We start from the raw sequence: 15,285 nt of genomic DNA on the forward strand, positions 1-15,285 counted from the left end.
GATATTGTTTTGAAATTTCCGCCTCACATCCGCTTACCCAGCGGCAGGCGCAGCGTCCTCCAGACGCATCTGCACCGAGCGCCGGCCGTTCCACTCGTTGATCTCGAAGCGCCCGGCGAGGTGGAATCGTGCGCCCTTGTGCTGGCTCAGCACCTGGCCCATCGGCGTGTCGAAGGCCCCGAAGCAGATGGCGTCGATCTTCGCCCCGAGCCCGTCCCCGGCGGTGATCTTGAGGTGCCCGGTGCCCACTTCCTTGGCAAAAAGGATCTGCGCATCGGGCATGGCGAACCGCGGCCCCGGCGCCCCGGCGCCGAAGGGCCCGGCCTGCTCGAGCCGGTCGCAGAGGTCGGTGCTGGCAACGCCCGGCATCATCAGCCCGTCGAGCCGCAGGTCCGCCGCCCCGCCCTGCCCTGCGCCCTGCTTGGCGAGAAGCTCGGCCAGCCGCGCCATGGCGGGCTCCAGCTTGTCCTCGGCCACGGTCAGCCCCGCAGCCATCTTGTGGCCGCCGCCCTTGACCAGCAGCCCCTCGGCGGCAAGCTTCTGGATGCTCGCGCCCAGATCGACGCCCGAAACCGAGCGGCCCGAGCCCTTGCCCTCGCCGCCGTCGAAGCCGATGACGATGGAGGGGCGGTTGGTCATCTCCTTGAGGCGCGAGGCAACGATGCCGACCACACCCGGATGCCAGCCCTGGCCCGCCGCCCAGACCAGCGGCGCGTCGAGGCCGCGCTCCTCGGCCTGCGCGATCGCCGAAGCGCGCACCGCTTCCTCGACCTCGCGACGCTCGGAGTTGAGCTTGTCGAGCCGCGCGGCCAGCGCCTCGGCCTCGTGACGGTCCCGTGTGGCCAGCAGCCGCGCGCCGAGGTCGGCCTGGCCGATCCGCCCGCCGGCGTTGATCCGGGGCCCGAGCACGTAGCCGAGGTGATAGGCCGAGGGCGCCGTGTCGAGCCGCGCCACGTCCGAGAGCGCCACGAGCCCGGGCCGCGCGCGCCGCGCCATGACCTGCAGGCCCGAGCGCACGAAGGCGCGGTTGACCCCGCGCAGCGGTGCCACGTCGGCAACGGTGGCCAGCGCCACCAGATCGAGCAGCGACATGAGGTCCGGCCCCTTTGCGCCCGCCTCGCGAATTTGCCGCCCGCAATCGACCAGGACCATGAAGACCACGGCGGCGGCGCAGAGATGCGCCAGCGCGCCGTCCTCGTCCTGGCGGTTGGGGTTCACCACCGCCACGCAATCCGGCAGCGTCTCGCCGCCGAGGTGGTGGTCGAGCACCACCACATCAGCGCCCGTCGCCGCGGCGATGGGCTCATGCGAGAGCGTGCCGCAGTCGACGCAGATGATCAGGTCATGCGCCGCGGCGAGCTGCTGCATGGCGGGCACATTGGGCCCGTAGCCCTCGTCGATGCGGTCGGGCACGTAGAGCGTCGCCTCGAGCCCGAGCTGGCGCAGCCAGTCGATCAGCAGCGCCGCCGAACTGCCGCCGTCGACGTCGTAATCGGCAAATATGGCGATGCGCTCGCGCCCCCGAACCGCCTGCAGGATACGGGCGGAAGCCTTCTCCATGTCGCGCATGACGCGCGGGTCGGGCATCAGGTCGCGCAGCTTGGGATCGAGGAAGCCCGGCACCTCCTCGCCCGGCACCCCGAGCCGCGCCAGCACCGCGCAGAGCGGGCGCGGCAGGTGGGAGGCCTGCGCCAGCGCCTCGGCCTGCCGCTCGACCTCGACCGCCGGACCGACCCACCGCCGCCCGGTCAGCGACTGCTCCACACCCAGATAGCTCATGCGCCCCTCGCGTTTCTTCCTTGCCTGAAATCGCCCCCTCCTAGCGCGAAACGGCGCCGAACGGAACGGGGCTCGCCGGCCCGGCGCCGCGCGGGTGATGAGGACGGGATCTGCGTATTTTTGAAGAGAAGAAGCCGGTGGCCTGAAAAGCGGAAGGGGCCCGCGCGACGCGAGCCCCTTCTTCTCTTTTCAAATACGCAAATCCGGCGCCGGCCGGCCCGCGCTCAGCCCTCGAAGGGGTTGCGGTACTGCACGCGGCGCACCGAGCCGGTCTTCGAGCGCATCAGGATGGTCTCGGTTTCGATCCAGCCCGGCGAGCGCTTGATGCCCGAGAGGATCGAGCCATTGGTCACACCGGTGGCGGCGAAGATCACATCGGCGGTGACCAGCTCGTCACGCGCGTAAATCTTGTCGAGATCGGTGATGCCCGCCTTGGCGGCGCGGCCGCGCTCGTCGTCGTTGCGGAACAGCAGTCGGCCGTACATCTGGCCACCCATGCATTTCAGCGCGGCAGCCGCCAGCACGCCCTCGGGGGCGCCGCCGGAGCCCATGTACATGTCGATGCCGGTGATGTCGGGTTCGGCGCAATGCATCACGCCCGCCACGTCACCGTCGGTGATCAGCCGGATGCCGGCGCCGGTGGCGCGGACCTCGGCGATCAGATCCTCGTGGCGCGGACGCTCGAGGATGCAGACGGTGATGTCGGTCATCGCGCAGCCCTTGGCCGCGGCCAGCGCCGCGACGCGCTCGGAGGGGGTCATGTCGAGCGTCACCACGCCCTCGGCAAAGCCCGGGCCGATCGCCAGCTTGTCCATGTAGACGTCGGGCGCGTGCAGCATCGAGCCGCGCGGGCCCATGGCGATGACGGTGAGCGCGTTGGGCATGTCCTTGGCGGTCAGCGTGGTGCCTTCCAGCGGGTCGAGCGCGATGTCCACACCCGGTCCGTTGCCGGTGCCCACTTCCTCGCCGATGTAGAGCATCGGCGCCTCGTCGCGCTCGCCTTCGCCGATCACCACGACGCCCGCGATGTCCAGCAGGTTGAGCTGTTCGCGCATGGCGTTGACCGCGGCTTGGTCCGCCGCCTTTTCATCCCCGCGGCCAATCAGGCTGGCAGAGGCGATGGCGGCCTGTTCGGCGACCCGGGCGAGGCCGAGCGAAAGCATACGGTCATTGAAATCGACGGGAGCGGACATGGAGTCTTCCTTGAAAAATTTAACGCTTGGAAAGGGTGTAGCGCGCGTGGTCCGACGAGGGCAAGGCCGCTGGCGCTAACCGTCCCCGCGCAGGGCGGCGCGGGGACGCGGAGATGTCGCGGGTGTGTCAAAGCGGGCGCCGGGCGCCGCTCAGACCGCCTCGATGCGCAGCGCGACCGGGGTGCCGTGCACGACGCCGGTGTCGGCCATGGCCGCCAGCGCCGAATCGAGCGCCGCGCGGGTGGTCTTATGGGTGACGATCAGCACCGGGGCAGTGTCTGCGGTGGTGGTCTGGCCGTATTGGCGCAGGCGGTTGATCGAAACACCTGCCTCGCCGAGCGCCGCGGCGACCTTGGCAAGCGCGCCGGGCCGGTCGGCCAGCGCCATGCGCAGGTAATAGGGCGCGGGGGTGGTGGCCTTCGCCGGGACCGCCTGCACCAGGCTCGAGGCCGGGGCGCCGAAGGTCGACAGCCGGGTGCCGCGCGCCACGTCCATCACGTCGCCCATCACCGCCGAGGCGGTCGGCCCCTCGCCCGCGCCGGCGCCGCGCAGCACGATCTGACCGACCTCATCCCCCTCGATCACCACCATGTTGGTACCGCCCTCGAGCTGGCCCAGCGGCGAGGAGGCGGGCACGAGGCTCGGCGCCATCGACTGCTCGAGGCCGAGATCGGTCATCCGGCACACGCCCAGCAGCTTGATGCGGTAGCCCATGTCGGCGGCCTGGCGGATGTCCTCGATCGACACCCGGCCTATGCCCTCGAGCTCGACCGCGTCGAAGGCGACCTGGGTGCCATAGGCAATGGAGGAGAGCAGCGAGAGCTTGTGGCCGGCGTCGATGCCGCCGACGTCGAGATCGGGATCGGCCTCGAGATATCCCAGCCCGTCGGCCTCGGAGAAGGCTTCCTGGTAGGAGAGGCCCGCGTTCTCCATCCGGGTCAGGATGTAGTTGCAGGTGCCGTTCATCACGCCCATGACGCGGGTGATGCGGTTGGCGGAAAGGCCCTCGGTCAGCGCCTTGATCACCGGGATGCCGCCGGCGACGGCGGCCTCGAAGCGCAGCACGGCGCCGGTGCTCTCGGCCAGTTCGGCCAGCGCCTGGCCGTGGTGGGCGAGCAGCGCCTTGTTGGCGGTGACCACGTCTTTGCCGAGCTTCAGCGCGGCCTCGGTGGCGGCCTTGGCCGGGCCGTCGGAGCCGCCCATCAGCTCGACCAGCACGTCGATGTCGTCGCGCTTGGCAAGGGCGACCGGGTCGTCCTCCCAGGCGTAATCCGCGAGCGAGACGCCGCGGTCCTTGTCACGGTTGCGCGCCGAGACCGCCGAGATGACGATCTTGCGGCCGGAGCGGGCCTCGAGCAGCGCCGCCTTCTGCTGCACGATCTTGACGACGCCGGCACCGACGGTGCCAAGGCCCGCAATCCCCAGGCGCAGAGGTTCAGACATTTGCGGGATCCTTCTTCTTCGGTGTCTTCAGGTGATTTGGTCGCCGTTGCCTTAGCCGTATCGCGGCGCGGGTGCAACGTCGCGGAAGGGCGCGGCAGCGCCCGGGAGGCCCCGCTGTGGCCGCCCGGCTTTACGCGTCCGGAACCTCGGGGAAGGTGACGCCGCCGTCCATCCGGCGGCGCGTGCCCTCGTCCACCACCGCGCCCCTGCTGCAGCGCTCGCGCGGCGGCGCAGCGCCTCGCGCGGGTAGTCCAGATCCTCGGCCATCTCGGGCTGGGTGCGCGCCGGCGGCTGCCCCTCGAGCAGCCCCGAGAGCGGCACCAGCCGGGGCCAGGGCGCGCCGGCGACACCGGGGCTCTGCGAGCCGTCGAACTCGGGAAAGTCGGTGCAGGCGCCCGTCAGGGCAAGGAGGGTCAGGAGCACGAGGCGCATGAGGATCTTCGGGTCGCTTTCCGGGCCGGTATCACGGCAGACTGTGCCCGTCTTGCCGCAAGCGCCGCGGCAGGGCAAGGGCGGCGCGCGCCGCGCTTGATCTGAACGCACGTTCAGATAAACAGGAGAGATGGCCCGTACCGCAGGATCGCATTCCGACATCACCGGGCCGCGGATCCGCGAGGCGGCGCTGCGGCTCTTTGCCAAGCACGGCTATGCCGCCGTCTCGATGCGCCGCATCGCGTCGGAGGTCGGCGTGCAGGCCGGGGCGCTCTACAACTACATCCCGGACAAGCAGGCCCTGCTCTTCTCGCTGCTCAAGGGCCATATGGACGAGCTGCTCGAGGCCTGGGAGGCCGAGCCGCATCCCGCCGATCCGCTGGCCCGGCTCGAGGGGTTCGTGCGCTTTCACATCCGCTTCACCCTGCGACGGGCAGAATCGATCTTCATCTCCTACATGGAGCTGCGCAATCTCGAGCCGGAGAACTTCGCGCAGATCGAGGCCCTGCGCAGCCGCTACGAGGGGCTGCTCGAGCAGATCCTGCGCGATGGCCAGGCGGCGGGGCAGCTCTCGGTGCCCGACACGCGGATCGCCGCCTTTGCGCTGATCGGCATGCTGACCGGCGTCAACACCTGGTACCGCGAGGGCGGGCGTCTCTCCGAGGAGGAGGTCGCCGCGCTCTACTGGGACATGGCCCGCAAGGCGGTGGGCGCGGGCTAGGCGCCGGGGGGCCGCAGGGGGCCAAAAGCCTTTGAAGGCTCTTGCAACGACCTTGGAAGGACGTTGCCTCAGTTGGAGAGCTGGATCGATTCGAGGTACTCGAGCAGCGCCACCATCTTGCGCGGTGTCGGCGTCAGGATGCCGTCGCCGGTGTCGAGCGGCACTTCCTCGCCCTTCAGCAGCTCGCCGAACTCCGGCATGCCCGGCCCTGCCATGTTCGAGCGCGCGTAGCCGTCGATCATCGAGAGCACCTCGGCGCGGGGGAAGTTCCCGCCCCGGCGCGCGGCAATATGGGTGAGATCGGCCGGGGTGATCCCGAGATCCGCCGCCAGCGGCCCGTTGCCGACCGCCGTGGTGCCATGGCAGGACGCGCAATAGTCCATGAACAGCGCCTGCCCGTCCGCCGCCTCGGGCATGGCGGCCTCCATGCAGGCCCCGAGGCCCAGCAGCCCCGCCGCAGAGATCGCCCAGATCCCGCCCTTCATCGCCGTGTTCATAGCGCGTGCTCCCTCAACATGTCGCCCGGGGTCGGGCCCGGCCCTGCGGCCCGCTTGTCCCTGCCCCTTCCTCCTGTGTCGCCCGCCGCCGCGGCCGGATCAAGCCCGGATCGGGCCGGGGGCACTCCGGCGCGGCGGTTTCGGCGGGTGACAATCCCCGCGACCCGCGCCAGTGTCGGCGCGACAGCGAAGACGGAGTCCGCGAATGCCCACACAAGCCCTGATCATGCTCGCCGCCGGGATCGGCATCCCGGTGCTCGCCGCGCTCAATTCGCGGCTCGGCGTCTGGCTGGGCTCGCCCGCGGCGGCGGCGGTGATCCTCTTCTGCGTGGCGCTGAGTGCAAGTCTGATCGTGCTCTTCTCGCTGGACGCGCGCCCCATTGCCCGGGCGGTGGACGCACCGAAGCACCTCTTCCTCGCCGGGCTCTTCGTCGCCTTCTACGTGCTGAGCGTCACCTATGTCGCTCCGACCTTCGGCGTCGGGCGGGCGGTGTTCTTCGTGCTGCTGGGGCAGCTCATCAGCGCTGCGGCGATCGACCACTTCGGGCTTTTCGGGGTGATCGCCACGCCGATCAGCGCGCGGCGCGGTCTGGGTCTGGCGATGATGGCCGCGGGGGTCTTCCTCGCGCAGCGCTGAGCGCGCAAAGGCGGTGCGTCAGGCCGCCGTGCCGAGGAAGGCGACGCTGTCCGAGGTGATCGGCGCGCTGCGCCCGACCAGCGTGACCGAGGCGCCATTGTCCAGCGTCACCACCAGCCCCGAGGGGCCGGCGACCTGCGAGACAATCTCGGGGGCGATGTCGCCCTCGTAGGTGAAGACGACCATGTCCTCGGTCTCGTCGAAATCCTCGATGACCGCCCCGTCGGCGAGCACGAAGCGGTCGGCCCCTGCCCCGCCGAGGCCCAGATCGCCGGAGCCGAGCATTAGCGTGTCGTCCCCGGTGCCGCCGATCAGCAGGTCGGCCTCGGCGTCGTCGCCATCCGCGTCCGAGCCCCAGAGCAGGTCATCGCCCGACCCGCCCATCAGCGTGTCCGTCCCGGCACCGCCGGCGATCGTGTCGCCACCGCTGCCGCCCTCGGCGTAATCCGCGCCGCTGCCCGCGTCGATGCTGTCGGAGCCCGAGAGGCCGTAGATCACATCGTCCCCCGCGCCGCCGACAAGCGTGTCGCCGACCTCGCTGCCCGAGAGCGTGTCGGTCTCGGTGCCCGTGGTGTCTTCGCCACTGCCGAGAGTGTCTTCGCCGGAGGTGTCGCCGGGCGTTTCGGTCTCCGTCTCGCCCGGGGTGTCTTCGGTGGTGTCTTCGGTGGTGCCCTCGCCCGTCCCGCCTTCGGGTGGGGTTTCCTCTTCCTCGATGGGGAGAATCATGTCCTCGCCACCGGTCTCACCCTCGTCCTCCGCAACCGCGTCCGAGGCGTCCTCACCGTCGTCATCGCCCTTGTCGAAGGGAAAGGCCGCGACGGCGAAAGGCAGGAGCGCAGTGAGGGCAATAAGGAATTCGAGGGGCATGAGGTGTCCGGAAGGCAGGGTCACTGGGGCGTTTCGCCCGGACCCTGCCGCCGGAGTTTGACAAAAATCGGGCGGGGTCGCGGCCCTGCCGGGGTCTTCCTATGTTGGGCTGAACGGCGTGCTCAAAGCGGAACCAGCCGCCCATCGCGCAATTCTACCTGCCGGTCCATGCGGCCCGCCAGCTCGAGGTTGTGCGTGGCGATCAGTGCCGAGAGCCCGGTCTCACGCACCAGCGTCATCAACGCGCCGAAGACCCGATCCGAAGTCGTCGGATCGAGGTTGCCCGTGGGCTCGTCCGCGAGCAGCAGCTTCGGCGCATTGGCCATGGCGCGGCAGAAGGCGACGCGCTGCTGCTCGCCGCCGGACATGGCCGCCGGGCGGCGCGCGGCGCGGCCCTCAAGCTCGACCGAGGCCAGAAGCTGGCGCGCCCGCGCCGTGGCCTCCTTCGGCGGCACACCGTTGGCGAGCTGCGGCAGGGTGATGTTCTCGAGCGCGGTGAACTCGGGCAGCAGGTGGTGGAACTGGTAGACGAAGCCCACCTCCTGTCGGCGCACGATGGTGCGGCGGCGGTCGGACTTGCCGCCGAGCACCTCGCCGGCGATCGCCACCTCGCCCGCGTCGGCGGTGTCGAGCAGCCCGGCGATATGCAGCAGGGTCGACTTGCCCGCCCCCGAGGGGGCGACCAGCGCAACCACCTCGCCGCGCGCCACCGACAGCTCGGCACCGCGCAGCACCTGCACCTCGTTGGGCAGACCGCGGTTGTAGAATTTCTCGATGCCCGAGAGACGCAGGACGGGATCACTCATAGCGCAGCGCCTCCACGGGGTTCATGCGCGCGGCGCGGCGCGCGGGGAAGATGGTCACGATGAAGCTGAGGCCGAGCGAGAGCGCCATGGCGGCAAAGACGTCGCCCCATTGCAGCTTGGCGGGCAGCGCGTAGATGCCCCGCACCGCCGGATCCCAGACACCCCCGCCGGCGACGTAATTCACGAAGGAGAAGATCGGGTCGATGTAGATTGCGAAAAGGCAGCCGAGGATCACCCCCAGCAGCGTGCCGATCACCCCGGTGAAGGCGCCGCAGATGAAGAAGACCCGCAGCACCGAGCCCTCGGTCAGGCCCATGGTGCGCAGGATGCCGATGTCGCGCCCCTTGTTCTTCACCAGCATGATCAGCCCCGAGACGATGTTCATCGTGGCGATCAATACCAGCACCGAGAGGATCACGAACATCACGTTGTCCTCGACCTCGAGCGCGCGCAGGAAACCGCCCGAGGCATCCTGCCATGTCCAGACCAGCGCGCCCTGACCGGCGGCCTGCTGGATGGCAGTGGCCATGCCGTCGACGGCTTCGGGATCATCGACCATCACCTCGAGCTCGTCCGCCGCGCCCTCGCGGTTGAAGTAGAGCTGCGCCTCCTCGAAGGGCATGTAGGCGCGGGTGCGGTCGATGTCGTAGCGCCCGGCGGTGAACACCCAGACGACCTCGTAGGCCTTGACCCGGGGCGAGACGCCGAAGGCGGTCTTCACCCCGTCGGGCGAGATCAGCTTTACCTGGTCGCCGACGTCGACGCCCAGTTCGCGCGCCACGCCCGAGCCAAGCGCAATCCCCTCGCCGAAGCGGGAAAGATCGCCGCGCCCGGTCTCGGGATCGACGACGCGGCGGATGCCCTGCAGGTCCTCGCCCGAGATGCCGAAGACCTCGACCCCGGCGTTGCGGCCGTTGGCATTGGCCATGACCTGTCCCTTGACCAGCGGCGCGGCGCGCTCGACGCCGGGCAGCTCGGCCACGGCCTTGGCGCGGTCGGTGTAATCCTCGAAGGTGCGGATGGTGCGGCCCTGCTCGTCGACGCGGGCCGACGAATAGACCGTCACATGGGCGTTGGAGCCGAGGATCGTGTCGACGAACTCGGCGCGGAAGCCCGAGCGCACCGAGAGCGTGGCGATCAGCGCGAAAACCGCGAGGGTGATGCCGATGAGGCTGATCCAGGTCATCACGCTGACCCCGCCCTCGGCGCGCCGGGCACGCAGGTAGCGCCAGGCGATCATCCATTCGAAGGGGGCAAAGGGCGGCGGGGTACGGGCCATGGGCACTCTTTCCGGGTCTGCGTGTCGCGCGCGAACCTGACCGCAACCCCCGGCGGGGTCAATCCCTCGCCGCCCTGCCCTACGGTGCTGTGACCGGGGCGCCCGCGCGGCGGGGCTCGCGGAATGTGGCTGTTTCGGGACTATTGCCAGAGCTATTCCGCTGCGGCATATCTCCGCCATGACTGGACCTCGCTACACCCCGCTTGTCGCTTCGCTCCCCGAGACCGTGCCCTTCGTCGGCCCGGAAACCCAGGAGCGCGAGCGCGGCACCCCGTTCCGCGCCCGCATCGGCGCCAACGAGAACGTCTTCGGCCCCTCGCCCCGCGCGATCGAGGCGATGCAACGCGAGTCCGCGGAAATCTGGAAATACGGCGACTCGACCAGCTACGAGCTGCGCCATGCCATCGCCGCGGAGCATGGCGTTGCGCCGGAGAACGTCATGGTCGGCGAGGGCATCGACGGGCTGCTCGGGTATCTCGTGCGGCTGGTGGTGGCGCAGGGCGATGCGGTGGTGACCTCGGATGGCGCCTACCCGACCTTCAACTACCACGTGGCGGGCTTCGGTGGCGTGCTGCACAAGGTGCCCTACAAGGATGACGCCGAGGATCTGCCCGCGCTGCTGAGCAAGGCGGCCGAGGTGGATGCCAAGCTCGTCTACTTCGCCAACCCCGATAACCCGATGGGCTCTTGGAAGCCGGGCGCCGAGATCGCGGCGCAGCTCGGCGCCGTGCCCGAGGGCACGCTGCTGGTGCTCGACGAGGCCTATGTGGAGTTCGCCCCCGAGGGCACCGCGCCCGAGATCGACATCGAGGATTCGCGCGTGGTCCGGTTCCGCACCTTCTCCAAGGCCTACGGCATGGCGGGCGCGCGCGTCGGCTACGCGCTGGCGGCGGCGCCGCTCATCCGCGCCTTCGACAAGATCCGCAACCATTTCGGCATGAACCGCGCGGCGCAGGCCGGGGCCCTGGCCGGGCTGCAGGACCGGGAGTGGCTGGAGCAGACCGTCGAGAAGGTCGCCGCCGCGCGGGGCCGCATCGCCGCCATCGCGCAGGCGAACGGGCTGTCCGCCCTGCCCTCGGCGACCAATTTCGTCGCGGTGGACTGCGGCGGTGACGGCACGCTCGCCAAGGCGGTGCTGGCGGGGCTGGGCGCGCGCGGGGTCTTCGTGCGCATGCCCTTCGTGGCGCCGCAGAACCGCTGTATCCGCATCGGCGCGGGCACCGAGTCAGATCTCGACGCGCTGGAAGAGGCGCTGCCCGCGGCGCTGGCAGAGGCCCGCGAAAGCGCCGTCTGAGCCTGCGCTTCGGTCAGATGCACAAATTTCCGCCGACCTGCAGCGGCAGATCGGCGGGAAAGGTTTTTGAAATCAGTTTTGATCAGCCTGATGCGTGACCCGGGCCCGAGGTGCGCTACCCTTGTGGTATTGCACGTCCCCTCTCAGCCCGCCGTCTTTTCAGTCCGCCGTCTTATTCAGTCCGTCTGAGGATCGCATCATGGCCTATCCCTCCGAACCGCCGCGGCCCGATTTCTTTAGCGCAAACCTCGTGCTGGTCTTCGTGGTGATGTTCCTTGTCTTCCTGCTGCTCTGGATCAGCTACGGGCTCGGCCCGGTGGTGATCGTCGGGGTGGCGATCAACCACGTGATCACCATCATCGAGCATCGCAGGAACGGCCCGCGCGAGACCCCGCCTCAGGGGTGAGTCTCGCGCCCGGGCGCCCAGGCATCCGCCGGACGCCCCTTTGCCGAACCCGTCAGCCCTTGGCGATCTCTGCCGCGGCGGCGCCGAGCGCGCCCTGCCCGTGCGGGATGTCCAGCGAGACGAAGCCTGCCTCGATCACCCCCAGCAGGCCAAGGATCATATGGGCATTGACGTGACCCATGTGACCAAGGCGGAAGAAGCCGGTGCCCATGGGATCCTCGGGCTCGGTCATGCCGAGGCCGATGCCCAGCGTCACGCCCGCCTCGGTCTCGCACCACTTACGCAGCTGCGCGCCATAGGGCTTGCCGAGCCGCAGCGCGGTCACGGCATGGCTGCGCAGGCCCCGGTCGGCGACGTTGAGCGTCAGAGGGCCCCCTTGCCCCCAGGCCTCGGCCGCCGCCCAGATAGCGCGGGCCAGCACGGCGTGGCGGTTCCAGACCTGCTCGATGCCCTCTTCGCGGATCATGTCGAGCGCCACGCGCAGGCCGTAGAGGTGATGCGTCGGGGCGGTGCCGCCGAAATACTCGTAGAAGAAGTCCGGCTTGCCGCGCGGGACCCAGTCCCAGTAGCGCGACACGCGGGTCATCTCGGTGCGGCGCGCCTCGGCCTTCTCGTTGAAGAAGACGAAGCCCAGCCCCGGCGGCACCATCAACCCCTTCTGCGAGGCGCTGACCATGATGTCGACGCCCCAGTCATCCATGCGGAATTCCTCGACGCCCAGCGAGGCGACGCAATCGGCCATCAGCAGCGCCGGGTGGCCGGTGCTGTCCATGGCCGCGCGCAGGCTGGCGAGATCGTTGCGGATCGAGGTCGCGGTGTCGACGTGGCTGGCAAGGACCGCCTTGATCTCGCGGCCCGTGTCAGCACGCAGCGCCTCGGCGACCCGCTCGGGGTCGTAGGTGGACTTGGTGCCGAAGTCGATCAGCTCGACCTCTGCCCCGAGACCGCGGGCCATCTCGGCCCAGCCATGAGCGAAACGCCCGGTGGCCGGCACCAGCACCCTGTCGCCCTCGCCCACGACGTTGGCCAGTGCCGCCTCCCAGGCGCCATGTCCGTTGGCGATGTAGATCGCCACCTTGGCCGCCACGCTCTGCGCCACGTAGCGCAGGTCGGGGATCAGCCCCGCCACCATCTCGACGATCGCGCCCTCGTAGATATTGGGCGAGGCGCGGTGCATGGCACGCAGCACAGCGTCGGGCATGACGGAAGGACCGGGGATGGCCAGGTAGGGGCGACCATGGGCGAGAGACATGCGAAAACTCCGAAAGCACCCCTTGAAATTCCGGGGCGAGGGCCAACCTAACCGCGGTTGCGCCGAGGTCAATCTCCCTCGGCCGCGCCACGGACACGCCCCGGACGCAAGGCCGCTGCCTGCCCCGCGCAGGGCACGGCGCTTGCCAGCAGGGGCCGGAGACCGTAAACCGCCGCGCGACAGGCACAGGAAATAATGCATGCTGACCAAGTTCTGGGACAAGATCGAGACCGCGGAGCGGCGCTTTCGCCGGTCCTTCGGCAAGGACATCTCGACGCCCCGCGCCCGGATGCTCTCGAAGCTGCATTACAATGTCTTCGATCACGCCTTCCTGCGTCTCTTCTGGCACAATTTCTGGCAGATCGCGCCCGGCGTCTGGCGCTCGAACCAGCCGACCCACGCGCGTTTCGAGAAATATGCGCAGATGGGCGTCAAGACCGTCATCACGCTTCGCGGTGAAGAGAAATACTCGCATTATCTCTTCGAGAAGGAGAGCTGCGAGAAGCTCGGCCTGACGCTGCTGCACGCCAAGCTCTGGGCGCGCATGGCGCCCAAGGCCGAGCGGATCACGCATCTCATCGACACGATGCGCGAGGCCGAGAAACCGATGATGTTCCACTGCAAGTCGGGCGCCGACCGCGCCGGGTTCGCCTCTGCCGTCTACCTGATGGTGTTCGAGGGCGTGCCGGTGGAAGAGGCGCGCAAGCAGATGGGGCTGAAATACGCCCACCTCGAATTCACCAAGACCGGGATCCAGGGCTACATCCTCGACACCTACGCCGCGCGCAACCGCCGCCGGCCGATCGCCTTCGAGGAATGGGTGCGTACGGAATACGACTCGCGCCAGTTGCAGGCGGGCTTCGACAACAAGCGCCCGCCGGAAGAGATGGCATGAGCGGCGCGGACAAGAAACGCGGCAACCTGCTCTTCTGGCTCGGCCGCCGGTATCTCTGGCGCTACCGCTGGCAGATCATCATCGCCTTCATCTTCATGATGCTCGAAGGCTCGATGTTCGGTTTCCTCAGCTACATGATGAAGCCGATGTTCGACCAGGTGCTGGTTGGCGGCAGCCGCGCCGCACTGACCTGGGTCGGCCTCGCGATCTTCGCCATCTTCATGACCCGCGCCCTGGCCAGCATCATCCAGAAGGTGGTGCTGACGCGGGTCTCGCAGCTCACCGTCGCCGACATCCGCAACGACCTGCTGACGCACCTGATGCGGCTGGACGGGAGCTTTCACCAGAAATACGGCCCCGGCTACCTAATGCAGCGCATCGAGGGCGACGTCGCCTCGGTCAGCAAGGTCTGGAGCATCCTGATCACCGGCACCGGGCGCGACATGATCGCGCTGGTCTCGCTCTTCGGCGTGGCCATCAGCATGGACTGGCGCTGGACGCTGATCGCGCTGATCGGCGTGCCCCTCATGGTCGCCCCATCGGTCATGCTGCAGCGCTACGTGCGCAAATACGCGCGCCACGCCCGCGACATCTCGGCCGGGCTGTCGACCCGGCTGAACGAGATTTTCCACGGCATCGTGCCGATCAAGCTCAACCGGCTCGAGAAATACCAGGCCAAGCGCTACAAGTCGCTGACCAAGGAGCGGGTGCGCACCACCGTCGCCTCGAGCCTCGGCCAGTCGGCCATTCCCGGGCTGATCGACGTGATGTCCGGCATCGGGATCTGCGGCGTGCTGATCTTCGGCGGCGGCGAGATCATCTCGGGGCAGAAGAGCGTCGGCGATTTCATGGCCTTCTTCACCGCCATCGGCCTTGCCTTCGAGCCGCTGCGCCGGCTCGGCGCGGTGAGTGGCACCTGGCAGATCGCCGCCGCCTCGATCGAGCGCATCAAGGAGCTCCTGGAGCTTGAGCCCGACCTGCGCGACCCGCCGCAGCCGATACCCGCCCCGAAGGGCGTGCCCGAGATCGTTCTGCGCGGCGTCGAGCTGAACTACTCGGGCTCCGCCGTGCTGCGCGGCACCACCTTCACCGCCGAGGCAGGCAAGACCACGGCGCTTGTCGGCGCCTCGGGCGCGGGCAAGTCGACGGTGTTCAACGTGCTGACCCGGCTGGTCGATCCCGACGCCGGCGAGGTCACCATCGGCGGCGTGCGCACCGATGCGATGAAGCTCGCCGAGCTGCGCGGTCTCTTCTCGGTGGTCAGCCAGGATGCGCTGCTCTTCGAGGACAGCCTGCGCGAGAACATCTTGCTGGGCCGTCAGGATGTGCCCGAGGAAGAACTCGACAAGGTGCTCGACGCGGCGCATGTCTCGGACTTCGTGCCGCGCCTGCCCGAGGGGCTCGACAGCCTTGCGGGCACCCGCGGCAGCAACCTCTCGGGCGGCCAGCGCCAGCGCGTGGCGATCGCCCGCGCCCTGCTGCGCGACACGCCGATCCTGCTGCTCGACGAGGCGACCTCGGCGCTCGACGCCGCCTCGGAGCAGGTGGTTCAGGCGGCGCTCGACAAGCTCTCGGCCGGGCGCACGACGCTGGTCATCGCGCATAGGCTCTCGACCATCCGGCATGCAGACAAGATCGTGGTGATGGATGCCGGACACGTGGTCGAGCAGGGCACGCATGACGAACTGATGGCGCTTGGCGGCGCCTATGCACGGCTGCACGCCATGCAGTTCGAGGATGAACAGACCGTCTGAGGCGCTGCCCCTGTAACCTGTCCCGCGCCG

At 69.1% G+C, this 15,285-nt stretch carries 15 protein-coding genes; 6 read left to right on the forward strand and 9 right to left on the reverse strand.

Annotation, left to right across the window (positions count from 1 at the left end):
• Positions 1-33: 33 nt before the first annotated feature.
• The 4 genes from recJ to CLG85_RS08910 all read right to left on the reverse strand — a co-directional run bounded on the left by recJ (position 34) and on the right by CLG85_RS08910 (position 4,847).
• Positions 34-1,779 carry a single-stranded-DNA-specific exonuclease RecJ gene (gene recJ / locus CLG85_RS08895; RefSeq protein ID WP_260348725.1) on the reverse strand — a complete coding sequence of 582 codons (1,746 nt, stop codon included), beginning with the start codon at positions 1,777-1,779 and terminating at the stop codon, positions 34-36.
• 224 nt (positions 1,780-2,003) lie between these two features.
• Positions 2,004-2,972 carry a class II fructose-bisphosphatase gene (gene glpX / locus CLG85_RS08900; RefSeq protein ID WP_095884469.1) on the reverse strand — a complete coding sequence of 323 codons (969 nt, stop codon included), beginning with the start codon at positions 2,970-2,972 and terminating at the stop codon, positions 2,004-2,006.
• 150 nt (positions 2,973-3,122) lie between these two features.
• The gene (locus CLG85_RS08905; RefSeq protein ID WP_224849167.1) at positions 3,123-4,415 is read right to left on the reverse strand and encodes a homoserine dehydrogenase; all 1,293 of its coding nucleotides are present in this window, start codon (positions 4,413-4,415) and stop codon (positions 3,123-3,125) included.
• Positions 4,416-4,466: 51 nt separating this feature from the next.
• The gene (locus CLG85_RS08910) at positions 4,467-4,847 is read right to left on the reverse strand and encodes a hypothetical protein (protein ID WP_260348726.1); all 381 of its coding nucleotides are present in this window, start codon (positions 4,845-4,847) and stop codon (positions 4,467-4,469) included.
• Positions 4,848-4,977: 130 nt separating this feature from the next.
• Here CLG85_RS08910 and CLG85_RS08915 point away from each other — a divergent pair, with 130 nt between their 5' ends.
• Positions 4,978-5,568, forward strand: coding sequence for a TetR/AcrR family transcriptional regulator (locus CLG85_RS08915; RefSeq protein WP_095881383.1), 591 nt, complete (start codon positions 4,978-4,980; stop codon positions 5,566-5,568).
• A 68-nt stretch (positions 5,569-5,636) separates the two neighbouring features.
• Here the strand turns inward: CLG85_RS08915 and CLG85_RS08920 are convergent, their stop codons facing one another.
• A complete protein-coding gene (locus CLG85_RS08920; protein WP_095881384.1) occupies positions 5,637-6,065 on the reverse strand; it encodes a c-type cytochrome in 429 nt (142 codons plus the stop codon).
• Between the two features lie 205 nt (positions 6,066-6,270).
• Between CLG85_RS08920 and CLG85_RS08925 the strand changes: the two genes are divergently transcribed.
• A complete protein-coding gene (locus CLG85_RS08925) occupies positions 6,271-6,702 on the forward strand; it encodes a DMT family transporter (protein ID WP_095881385.1) in 432 nt (143 codons plus the stop codon).
• An 18-nt stretch (positions 6,703-6,720) separates the two neighbouring features.
• On the opposite strand, the gene CLG85_RS08930 is transcribed toward CLG85_RS08925, so the two are convergent.
• From CLG85_RS08930 to CLG85_RS08940, 3 genes are all read right to left on the reverse strand, one after another.
• The gene (locus CLG85_RS08930; protein ID WP_095881386.1) at positions 6,721-7,569 is read right to left on the reverse strand and encodes a calcium-binding protein; all 849 of its coding nucleotides are present in this window, start codon (positions 7,567-7,569) and stop codon (positions 6,721-6,723) included.
• 122 nt (positions 7,570-7,691) lie between these two features.
• Complete coding sequence (locus tag CLG85_RS08935) at positions 7,692-8,375, reverse strand: ABC transporter ATP-binding protein (RefSeq protein WP_260348728.1); 684 nt, start codon at positions 8,373-8,375, stop codon at positions 7,692-7,694.
• Complete coding sequence (locus CLG85_RS08940) at positions 8,368-9,654, reverse strand: lipoprotein-releasing ABC transporter permease subunit (protein ID WP_095884499.1); 1,287 nt, start codon at positions 9,652-9,654, stop codon at positions 8,368-8,370. The genes CLG85_RS08935 and CLG85_RS08940 overlap by 8 nt, the downstream gene beginning before the upstream one ends.
• Before the next feature lie 178 nt (positions 9,655-9,832).
• Here CLG85_RS08940 and CLG85_RS08945 point away from each other — a divergent pair, with 178 nt between their 5' ends.
• Entirely contained in the window at positions 9,833-10,948 is a 1,116-nt protein-coding gene (locus CLG85_RS08945) for a pyridoxal phosphate-dependent aminotransferase (RefSeq protein ID WP_260348729.1), read from the forward strand.
• Positions 10,949-11,147: 199 nt separating this feature from the next.
• Positions 11,148-11,354 (forward strand): histidinol phosphate aminotransferase, encoded by a 207-nt coding sequence (locus CLG85_RS08950; RefSeq protein ID WP_224849180.1) that lies wholly within the window; start codon positions 11,148-11,150, stop codon positions 11,352-11,354.
• A 52-nt stretch (positions 11,355-11,406) separates the two neighbouring features.
• Here the strand turns inward: CLG85_RS08950 and CLG85_RS08955 are convergent, their stop codons facing one another.
• Positions 11,407-12,606, reverse strand: a complete 1,200-nt coding sequence (locus CLG85_RS08955) for a pyridoxal-phosphate-dependent aminotransferase family protein (RefSeq protein WP_260348730.1) — start codon at positions 12,604-12,606, stop codon at positions 11,407-11,409.
• Between the two features lie 199 nt (positions 12,607-12,805).
• On the opposite strand from CLG85_RS08955, the gene CLG85_RS08960 reads away from it, so the two are divergent.
• Positions 12,806-13,501: a fused DSP-PTPase phosphatase/NAD kinase-like protein gene (locus tag CLG85_RS08960; protein ID WP_095884262.1), complete on the forward strand. Its 696-nt coding sequence runs from the start codon at positions 12,806-12,808 to the stop codon at positions 13,499-13,501.
• A complete protein-coding gene (locus CLG85_RS08965) occupies positions 13,498-15,255 on the forward strand; it encodes an ABC transporter ATP-binding protein (protein ID WP_260348731.1) in 1,758 nt (585 codons plus the stop codon). The genes CLG85_RS08960 and CLG85_RS08965 overlap by 4 nt, the downstream gene beginning before the upstream one ends.
• Positions 15,256-15,285: the final 30 nt, after the last annotated feature.

The sequence above is a fragment of the Alloyangia mangrovi genome (assembly GCF_002300555.2).
In the GTDB taxonomy this organism is placed as follows: Bacteria; Pseudomonadota; Alphaproteobacteria; order Rhodobacterales; family Rhodobacteraceae; genus Salipiger; species Salipiger mangrovi.

Bases quoted from the DNA above. Each gene is read 5' to 3' on its own strand.
- recJ (WP_260348725.1), bottom strand. From the start codon at position 1,779: ATGAGCTATCTGGGTGTGGAGCAGTCGCTGACCGGGCGGCGGTGGGTC.
- CLG85_RS08910 (WP_260348726.1), bottom strand. From the start codon at position 4,847: ATGCGCCTCGTGCTCCTGACCCTCCTTGCCCTGACGGGCGCCTGCACC.
- CLG85_RS08925 (WP_095881385.1), top strand. From the start codon at position 6,271: ATGCCCACACAAGCCCTGATCATGCTCGCCGCCGGGATCGGCATCCCG.
- CLG85_RS08955 (WP_260348730.1), bottom strand. From the start codon at position 12,606: ATGTCTCTCGCCCATGGTCGCCCCTACCTGGCCATCCCCGGTCCTTCC.
- glpX (WP_095884469.1), bottom strand. From the start codon at position 2,972: ATGTCCGCTCCCGTCGATTTCAATGACCGTATGCTTTCGCTCGGCCTC.
- CLG85_RS08920 (WP_095881384.1), bottom strand. From the start codon at position 6,065: ATGAACACGGCGATGAAGGGCGGGATCTGGGCGATCTCTGCGGCGGGG.
- CLG85_RS08940 (WP_095884499.1), bottom strand. From the start codon at position 9,654: ATGGCCCGTACCCCGCCGCCCTTTGCCCCCTTCGAATGGATGATCGCC.
- CLG85_RS08965 (WP_260348731.1), top strand. From the start codon at position 13,498: ATGAGCGGCGCGGACAAGAAACGCGGCAACCTGCTCTTCTGGCTCGGC.
- CLG85_RS08960 (WP_095884262.1), top strand. From the start codon at position 12,806: ATGCTGACCAAGTTCTGGGACAAGATCGAGACCGCGGAGCGGCGCTTT.
- CLG85_RS08935 (WP_260348728.1), bottom strand. From the start codon at position 8,375: ATGAGTGATCCCGTCCTGCGTCTCTCGGGCATCGAGAAATTCTACAAC.
- CLG85_RS08930 (WP_095881386.1), bottom strand. From the start codon at position 7,569: ATGCCCCTCGAATTCCTTATTGCCCTCACTGCGCTCCTGCCTTTCGCC.
- CLG85_RS08950 (WP_224849180.1), top strand. From the start codon at position 11,148: ATGGCCTATCCCTCCGAACCGCCGCGGCCCGATTTCTTTAGCGCAAAC.
- CLG85_RS08905 (WP_224849167.1), bottom strand. From the start codon at position 4,415: ATGTCTGAACCTCTGCGCCTGGGGATTGCGGGCCTTGGCACCGTCGGT.
- CLG85_RS08945 (WP_260348729.1), top strand. From the start codon at position 9,833: ATGACTGGACCTCGCTACACCCCGCTTGTCGCTTCGCTCCCCGAGACC.
- CLG85_RS08915 (WP_095881383.1), top strand. From the start codon at position 4,978: ATGGCCCGTACCGCAGGATCGCATTCCGACATCACCGGGCCGCGGATC.